This is a genomic window from Kitasatospora sp. NPDC091257 (genome assembly GCF_044757675.1).
GTDB lineage: Bacteria > Actinomycetota > Actinomycetes > Streptomycetales > Streptomycetaceae > Kitasatospora > Kitasatospora lactacystinica.
This window is the reverse complement of record NZ_JBIVVI010000587.1, coordinates 1-5,597: the sequence shown is the minus strand read 5'-3', so window position 1 is coordinate 5,597 and position 5,597 is coordinate 1. Positions and strand designations below refer to the sequence as shown.

Below are 5,597 nucleotides of genomic sequence, written 5' to 3'. Positions count from 1 at the left end.
CGGCCGCGGGGTCGGCCGCGGGGTCCGTCCACTCCCGGCGCGCGGGCAGCGGCCCGGGGATCCACCCGCCGACGTGGCGCTCCCGCCGCACCCGGACCGAGCCGAGCCGGTTGAGGCAGATCCTGCTGGCCACCGTGGTCAGCCAGCCGCCGGACGAGACGATCGCCTCCCGCTCCCGCCGGGGCAGCGCGTACCAGCGGGCGTACGTCTCCTGCACCACGTCCTCGGCGTCGGCCGGCGCACCGAGCAGCCGGTACGCCAGGTCGATCAGCCGGCGCCGCTCGCCCATGATCGCGCCCGGGCCCGGCTCGGTCGTGGTGCCGCCCCCTGCTTCCCGCACCGTGTCCCCACCCCTTCGACTCGACGGCTCTCCGCTCCTCCTATGACAGCGCGGCGGCCCGGGATGTGACGCCTTCCCGCTCATGTCACATTTCGAGCGGCTGTTCTGTCCTGTCCGTCGTACCTGTGCAACGGAACGGAGAACCCGATGACCGACTTCCAGGCGATCGCCGACCGCGTCGAGATCACGGCCCTGCAGGCCGAGTTCACCGACGCGGTGATGATGCGCGACCGCGCCCGCCTCGCCGCGCTGTTCACCCCCGACGGCGTGCTGCGGATGCCCGACGTCCCGATCGAGCTGACCGGCCCGGAGCAGATCCGGGCCGGCGGCGAGAAGCTCCAGGAGCAGTGGGACTTCTTCATCCAGAACACCCACCCGGGGGCGGTCGTGATCGACGGCGACACCGCGACCGGCCGCGCCCACATGTACGAGCTCGCGCGCCTCAAGGACGGCCGGCAGGGGATCAACCACGCGATCTACCACGACCGGTACCGGCGCACGGCGGACGGCTGGCGGTTCACCGAGCGGGTCTACGAGACCCGGTACCTGGACACCAGCCCGCTGCCCGGCTCGGCACCGGACCCGGCCCGGCCGGCCCCGTGGACCGGCCCGACGGACGCCGGCCGCTGAGGCCGCGGAATCCCCTCGTTTTCCCTCCTGCTATGATTTGCAGCGAGGCGAAGGCAATGCTTTCGAGCAATTGCCCGGCCCGATCATTTCGGTGGTCATAGCGAGAGGGAAACGCCCGGCTCCATTCCGAACCCGGAAGCTAAGCCTTTCAGCGCCGATGGTACTGCAGGGGGGACCCTGTGGGAGAGTAGGACGCCGCCGAATTCTTCTTACGGCCCCTGCCGTGTCCGACAGTGACACGGCAGGGGCTTTTTTCATTTCCCCTGGCGCTTCCCCTGCCGCTCCCCCACCGTTTCTCCCGCCATTCCCCCCGCCGTTTCGCCGCCCGCGGTTCCGGTGCTGCGGCGCGCCCTCCGACGCATCCAGCATGTGAGATGCGGAGTCCCGGAAGAGCCGCTTTGCGGGTATCTGAGAGGATGGCGAACATCGAAACGGACTTGCGTCTCGCTACCTGAGACTGCAATATCATGCTATGGACAACACTAGCGGCGTCGGCGTTCTCGACAAGGCCGCTCTGGTGCTCAGCGCACTGGAGTCGGGCCCCGCCACGCTGGCGGGGCTGGTCGCCGCCACCGGTCTGGCGCGCCCCACCGCCCACAGACTCGCCGTCGCACTCGAACACCACCGCCTGGTCACCCGGGACATGCAGGGCCGCTTCATCCTCGGCCCCCGCCTGTCCGAACTCTCCGCCGCCGCCGGCGAGGACCGACTGCTCGCCACCGCGGGCCCCGTCCTCACCCACCTGCGCGACGTCACCGGGGAAAGCGCGCAGCTCTACCGCCGCCAAGGCGAAATGCGCATCTGCGTCGCCGCCGCCGAACGACTCTCCGGCCTGCGCGACACCGTCCCCGTCGGCAGCACCCTGCCGATGAAGGCCGGCTCCGCCGCCCAGGTCCTCCTGGCCTGGGAAGAGCCCGAGCGCCTCCACCGAGGCCTCCAGGGCGCCCGCTTCACCGCCACCGCGCTCAGCGGCGTCCGCCGCCGCGGCTGGGCCCAGTCCATCGGGGAGCGGGAGCCGGGCGTCGCGTCCGTCTCCGCCCCCGTCCGCGGGCCGTCCAACCGCGTGGTGGCCGCCGTCTCCGTCTCCGGCCCCATCGAGCGCCTGACCCGCCACCCGGGCCGGCTGCACGCCCAGGCCATCATCGAAGCCGCCAACCGGCTCACCGAGGCCCTGCGCCGCAGCTGACGGAATCCGGCCGACGGACACGACGGCCGACGGACACGAAAGAACGGGCCGCGCCCGAGGAAGAGACCTCCTCGGGCGCGGCCCGTTCCGTCGTTCCGGCCGTCCGTCCCCGTCCAGGGTTCGAGTCCTGCGGTTCGGGTCCTACGGTTCGAGTCCTACGGTTCGAGTCCTACGGTTCGAGCCGGTGCGGGCCCCGGAAGAGGAACGTCGCCTCACGGATCGACGGCAGGCCCAGCGCCAGCATGAGCAGCCGGCCGAGCCCCAGACCGAACCCGCCGTGCGGCGGCGTGCCGTAGCGGAAGCAGTCGAGGTATCCGGAGAGCGGCCCGGTGTCCATGCCCTTCTCCCGGGCCTGGGCGACGAGACGGTCGTACCGGTGCTCGCGCTGGGCGCCGGTGGTGATCTCCACGCCGTTCCACAGCAGGTCGAAGGACTCGGTGACGGTCGGGTCGTCCTCGGGCCGCAGGTGGTAGAACGGCCGTACGGCGGCCGGGAACCGCGTGACGAAGACGAACTCGTGCCCGGTCTCCTCGGCGATCAGGGCGCACAGCGCGCGCTCGCCCTCGGGGTCGAGGTCCTCCTTGGCGCCCTCCCGGTCCCAGCCGGTGGCGCGGAGCCGGGCCAGCGCCTCGGCCATCGTGATCCGGGGGAACGGCAGCCCGGGGACCGTGACCGCGGTGCCGAAGTGCTCGGCGATCGCCGCACCGTGGTGTTCGGCCACGGCCGCCAGGACGCGGTGCAGCATCCGCTCCTCGAAGGCCATCACGTCCTCGACCCCGTCGATCCAGGCGATCTCGACGTCGACCCCGGTGAACTCGGTGGCGTGCCGGGAAGTGAAGGACGGCTCGGCCCGGAACACCGGCCCGATCTCGAAGACCCGGTCGATGCCGCCGGCGATGGCCATCTGCTTGTAGAACTGCGGGGACTGGGCGAGGTAGGCGGTGCGGCCGAAGTAGCCGACCTCGAACACCTCGGCGCCCGACTCGGAGGCCGTCCCCATCAGCTTCGGCGTGTGCAGCTCGGTGAAGCCCTCCTCGGCCGCCACCTCGCGCATCGCCCGCTCGACGGTCGTCTGGACGTCGAAGACCAGGTGCTGGGAGGGGCGCCGGATGTCGAGGAAGCGCCAGTCCAGGCGCTGGTCGATACCGGTCTTCTCGTCGATCGGCAGCTTCGGCTCGGCCGGTGAGACCACCTCCACCCGGGACGGGACGATCTCCAGCCCGCCGAGCTTGACCTGCGGGTTGGCGACGACCTTTCCGGTGATCTTCACGGCGGACTCGACCGTCACGCCCTCGAAGGCGGCCTCGACGGCGTCGCCCTCCCCACCGCGGAGGTGGGTGACCTGCACGAGACCGGTGTGGTCCCGGACCAGCACGAACTGGATGCGCCGCTGGAGTCGGAGCGTGTTCACCCACCCGTAGACGGTGACCGTCTCTCCGAGGTGCGCGTGGAGCTCTACGACAAGGGTGCGCGTCATGACAGGGGACCCCCTGGGGTGCGGGCGCGTTGGTCGCGCCACGTCGACGGGCGGTAAACGGCCGCCCTGGGCGCGTTCACCGTAGAGGATCAAGCCCGCGGGAGTCGCCCGGTTTTCCGCCGTGTCCGGGCGGGCGGACAGCGCCCGGCGGCCCCTCGCGAGGCGCAAGGGGCCACCGGAACGATTCGGTTGTGTCCGGCTCGGCTGTGTCCGGCTCGGCTGTGCCCGGCCGAATGCCGCGGGGCCGCCGGTGCGGCCGCGGGGCCGTCAGTGCAGCCGCGACTGCCAGTCGGCGGGGACCTTGCCGGCCGGGCCCGGGGTGGGCTGGTCGGCCGGGTGGGCGGTGGGCGGTGCCAGCGGCGGGCCCTCGTAGTACGCGCCGGTCTCCAGGTTCCAGAACCAGTCCTCGCCGGGCTCGAAGCTGACCAGGAACGGGTGGCCGGCCCCGCGGGCGTGCTTCGTCGCGTGCTGGGCCGGGGAGGAGTCGCAGCAGCCGATGTGGCCGCAGGCCGCGCAGCGCCGCAGGTGGAACCACCACCCGCCGCCGGCCAGGCACTCCGCGCAGCCCTCGCCGCTGGGCACCGCGGTGGGGTCGATCCCCGGGATCGGCTCGCCGGTCATACCTGCCTCCTCGGCTGGGCGGTCCGTCCCCACCAGCCTGGCCCGGTCGCGGTGGTGCTGCCAGTCCGGCGGGCGGCCGCGGTGGTGCTGCCGGTCCGGGGGAGGCGGCGGTGCGGGGGAGGCCGCGGTGCGGGTCGGCCGCCGTCCGGACGACCGCGGGCCGGCTTCGTCCTACGCTGGCTGGAGGGGATCTCGGGGACCCGCCGGCCACTACCCCACGGAGTCGCCATGGCCACCACGAAATGGTTCTTCGAACCCAGCCACACCGGTGCGGAGTTCCGCGCGAGACACATGATGGTCACCTACGTGCGCGGCCAGCTGAAGAACGTGCACGGCTTCCTGGAGGTCGACCCGGACGCTCCGGAGCAGGCCAGGGTCGAGGCGACCATCGACGCGACCCAGGTGTACACCGGTTCGCCCGAGCGGGACGCGCATCTGCGCAGCGCCGACTTCTTCGACGTCGAGCACCACCCGACCTGGAGCTTCGTCGGATCACAGGTCCACCAGGTGAGCGCGAGCGGCTTCGAGGTCACGGGCCGGCTCACCATCCGCGGCGTGACCCGCCCGGTCACCTTCGACGTGACCTACCTCGGGCAGTGGGACACCCCGTGGTGGGAGGACGGGCGCGACCTGGGCCCCCGGCGGCGCGCCGGATTCACCGCCAGCACCCGGATCAACCGCCAGGACTTCGGCGTGAGCTGGAACGACGTGGTGGACCGGGGCGGCACGGTGGTCGGCAACCTGGTCGACGTCGAGGTCGACGTCGAAGCGGTCCTGGAGAGCGCTCCCGGGACCGGAGACGCCGCCCCCGGGACCGGAGGTGCCGCCGCCTGACCGGACGCCCGCAACCTTTCGGCCCGCCCACCGCATCACAGTGAGTGCAGGACCACGGGAGGGGGCGGCGCCGCACACGGATCGGTCCGCATTGCGTACGGACCACCCAATTCCCCCGCATTCACTCAGTGCGTACACGACCCGCCCTGCCGGAGCCAGTCCCCCGCCTGTTGCACAGCCGTGACAACCGGGCCCGAAAAACCGTTCGGCCGGTGACTTTCACCGGTTAGCATTCCGGAATGGATTCGAACCACCCCCCGATATGGAGTTCCGCCGAGGACGCGGCCCCCCAGCCGCCCCGCAAGGCGCCGCTCCGGCTGGCCCGCTTCGGTGCGACCTTCCTGGGGGTGAGTGTGGTGTCCGGCGTGCTGCTGGCCGGCCTCGCCCTGCCCGTCGCCGGCGGCATCGGGCTGGCGGCCAAGAACACGGCGGAGGGGTTCGAGGACGTCCCCTCCGACTTCAAGACCCCGCCGCTCACCCAGGCCACCCAGATCTTCGACGCCAAGGGC

At 72.1% G+C, this 5,597-nt stretch carries 7 protein-coding genes and 1 rRNA gene; 5 read left to right on the top strand and 3 right to left on the bottom strand.

What is annotated here, in order from left to right:
- Positions 1-289: sigma factor (locus tag ACIQOV_RS24965; protein WP_401051971.1), on the bottom strand; the 289-nt coding region annotated here is incomplete at its 3' end.
- 198 nt (positions 290-487) lie between these two features.
- On the opposite strand from ACIQOV_RS24965, the gene ACIQOV_RS24960 reads away from it, so the two are divergent.
- The 3 genes from ACIQOV_RS24960 (at position 488) to ACIQOV_RS24950 (ending at position 2,156) form a co-directional block, all read left to right on the top strand.
- The gene (locus ACIQOV_RS24960; protein WP_401051968.1) at positions 488-970 is read left to right on the top strand and encodes a nuclear transport factor 2 family protein; all 483 of its coding nucleotides are present in this window, start codon (positions 488-490) and stop codon (positions 968-970) included.
- Positions 971-1,057: 87 nt separating this feature from the next.
- Positions 1,058-1,174, top strand: a 5S ribosomal RNA gene (gene rrf / locus ACIQOV_RS24955).
- 268 nt (positions 1,175-1,442) lie between these two features.
- Positions 1,443-2,156, top strand: a complete 714-nt coding sequence (locus ACIQOV_RS24950) for an IclR family transcriptional regulator (RefSeq protein WP_030246527.1) — start codon at positions 1,443-1,445, stop codon at positions 2,154-2,156.
- A gap of 169 nt (positions 2,157-2,325) precedes the next feature.
- On the opposite strand, the gene aspS is transcribed toward ACIQOV_RS24950, so the two are convergent.
- Both aspS and ACIQOV_RS24940 read right to left on the bottom strand, forming a co-directional pair.
- The gene (gene aspS, locus ACIQOV_RS24945; RefSeq protein ID WP_401051966.1) at positions 2,326-3,633 is read right to left on the bottom strand and encodes an aspartate--tRNA(Asn) ligase; all 1,308 of its coding nucleotides are present in this window, start codon (positions 3,631-3,633) and stop codon (positions 2,326-2,328) included.
- A gap of 267 nt (positions 3,634-3,900) precedes the next feature.
- On the bottom strand, positions 3,901-4,254 hold the full coding sequence (locus ACIQOV_RS24940; protein WP_359905082.1) for a UBP-type zinc finger domain-containing protein: 354 nt from the start codon (positions 4,252-4,254) through the stop codon (positions 3,901-3,903).
- A 228-nt stretch (positions 4,255-4,482) separates the two neighbouring features.
- On the opposite strand from ACIQOV_RS24940, the gene ACIQOV_RS24935 reads away from it, so the two are divergent.
- Entirely contained in the window at positions 4,483-5,088 is a 606-nt protein-coding gene (locus ACIQOV_RS24935) for a YceI family protein (protein ID WP_401051962.1), read from the top strand.
- 239 nt (positions 5,089-5,327) lie between these two features.
- On the top strand, positions 5,328-5,597 hold a 270-nt coding region (locus tag ACIQOV_RS24930; protein WP_401051960.1), incomplete at its 3' end, for a hypothetical protein.

Coding starts and splice junctions, on each gene's coding strand:
- ACIQOV_RS24960 (WP_401051968.1), top strand. CDS start 488: ATGACCGACTTCCAGGCGATCGCCGACCGCGTCGAGATCACGGCCCTG.
- ACIQOV_RS24950 (WP_030246527.1), top strand. CDS start 1,443: ATGGACAACACTAGCGGCGTCGGCGTTCTCGACAAGGCCGCTCTGGTG.
- aspS (WP_401051966.1), bottom strand. CDS start 3,633: ATGACGCGCACCCTTGTCGTAGAGCTCCACGCGCACCTCGGAGAGACG.
- ACIQOV_RS24940 (WP_359905082.1), bottom strand. CDS start 4,254: ATGACCGGCGAGCCGATCCCGGGGATCGACCCCACCGCGGTGCCCAGC.
- ACIQOV_RS24935 (WP_401051962.1), top strand. CDS start 4,483: ATGGCCACCACGAAATGGTTCTTCGAACCCAGCCACACCGGTGCGGAG.